The organism is Streptomyces sp. NPDC040718 (assembly GCF_055593565.1).
Genome location: NZ_JBVIXO010000043.1, coordinates 1 through 2,221 on the forward strand (window position 1 = coordinate 1; position 2,221 = coordinate 2,221).

The following is a 2,221-nucleotide window of genomic DNA, read 5'->3' on the forward strand; positions in this document are numbered from 1 at the left end:
CACCTACAACGTTCCGGTGGCGTTCCGGATCACCGGCGACCTGGACGCGGCCGTTCTCGAACAGGCTCTGGGCGACGTGGTGGCACGGCACGAGACCCTGCGGACGGTGTTCCAGGAGGTGGACGGGAGCCCGGTCCAGGTGGTCCTGGACAAGGCCGCCGCCGGCGTGGAGCTGCACCGGGCCGACTGTGGTGCGGACGAGTTGGACGCGGTGCTGCGCGAGGCGGGTCGGTACGTGTTCGACCTGTCGGCCGAGTTGCCGCTGCGGGCAACGCTGTTCACCGTCGGTTCCGACGAGCAGGTCCTGCTGCTCCTCATGCACCACATCGCGAGCGACGGCGCCTCGATGGGGCCGCTGGGGCGTGATCTGGAGGTCGCGTTCCGGGCCCGGCTCCAGGGGATCGAGCCGTCGTGGCCGGCGCTGCCGGTGCAGTACGCCGACTACACGCTGTGGCAGCGTGAGCTCCTCGGTGCGGAAGAGGACCCCGGCTCCCTGGTGAACGAGCAGGTGGCCTTCTGGACCCAGGCGCTTGACGGAGTCCCGGACCAGCTGGAGCTGCCCTTCGACCGGCCCCGGCCGAGGGTGGCCAGCTACCGGGGCGACTCGGTCTTCTTCGAGCTGGACGCGGAAGTGCACCGCGGGATGGCCGATCTGGCACATTCGACCGGCGCCACCACGTTCATGGTGGCGCAGGCAGCACTGGCGGTGGCGCTGACGAAGATGGGTGCGGGGACGGACATCCCGATCGGAACCCCGGTCGCGGGACGCTCCGACGAAGCCCTGGACGACCTCGTCGGCTTCTTCGTCAACACCCTGGTCCTGCGGACGGACACGTCGGGGAACCCGACGTTCCTGGACCTGCTGGAGCAGGTCCGGGAGACCGACCTGGCCGCGTACTCCCACCAGGACGTGCCGTTCGAACGACTGGTCGAGGCGGTCAACCCCCAGCGCTCGCTGTCCCGCCACCCGCTGTTCCAGGTCCTGCTCAATCTCCAGACCGGTGACGGCAACGCCCTGGACCTGCCCGGCCTGACGGTCCAGGAGATCGTGGGCGAACAGCAGACGGCGAAGTTCGACATGTCGCTGAACTTCCTCATGAAGTACACCGACCAGGGCCTTCCCGGGCCCGTGCGAGCGTATGTCACCTACGCTGCGGAGCTCTTCGACAGGGAGACCATAGAGCGTCTGTTCACCCGCCTCGTACGCGTCCTGGAATCCGTCGCCGCCGATCCGGCACAGACGATCAGTCAGATCGACGTGATCGATGCGGACGAGCGCGAGCGGCTGTTGGGGTCGTGGGCCGGGGCGGAGCCCGCCGAGGGTCTCGCGGCCGGTTCGGTGCAGGCGGCTTTCGCCGCTCAGGCGCTGCGTTCTCCGGATGCGGTGGCGGTGCGGTGTGCCGGGCGGGAGCTGTCGTACCGGGAGCTGGACGAGCGGGCGAACCGGCTCGCGCACCGTCTGGTGGGTCTGGGAGTGGGTCCGGAGGCGCCCGTCGCGGTGCTGATGGAGCGGTCGGTGGACCTGGTGGTGGCGCTGCTGGCGGTGCTGAAGGCCGGCGCGTTCTACCTGCCGCTGCACAGCGGTTATCCGCTGGAGCGGATGCAGTGGATCGTGGACGAGACGTCCGCGCCCGTGCTGCTGGCCGATGCGGCGATGCGCGAGCGTGGCCTGCCCACTGCTCCCGCGCTGGTGGTGCTGGACGACGACGGGGAGCTGGCCGGGCTGCCGGTCGCTGACCCGGGCGTGGAGACTCGGCCCGAGCAGCTGGCGTACGTGATGTACACGTCCGGCTCGACGGGCCGCCCCAAGGGCGTGGCGGTCACCCACCGCGACATCCTTGACCTGGTCGTGGACGGCATGTTCGGCGCCGGTGCGCACGAGCGGGTGCTGCTCCTGGCCTCCTACGCCTTCGATCCCTCCACGTATGCCTTCTGGGTGCCGCTGCTGCGCGGCGGAAGGACCGTCATCACGCCCGAAGGCGACCTGGGGGTCGCCGAGCTGGGCCGTCTGATCGTCGAGGAGGAGATCACCGGCCTGGACATCACCGCAGGCCTGTTCCGCGTGATGGCGGAGGAGGAGCCCGGCTGCTTCGCGGGAGTCCGGGAGGTGATCACCGGCGGCGACCTGATCTCCCCGACCGCGGTGCGGCGGGTGCTGGAACACTGCCCGGACACCGTCGTCCGCTGCGCCTACGGTCCCACCGAGACCACCCTGTTCGCG

At 70.1% G+C, this 2,221-nt stretch carries 1 protein-coding gene; it reads left to right on the forward strand.

Features of this window, described 5'->3' with window-relative positions:
• Nucleotides 1-16: 16 nt before the first annotated feature.
• A partial coding sequence (locus tag ACZ597_RS35560; protein ID WP_471339601.1) for a non-ribosomal peptide synthetase occupies nt 17-2,221 on the forward strand: 2,205 nt, incomplete at its 3' end.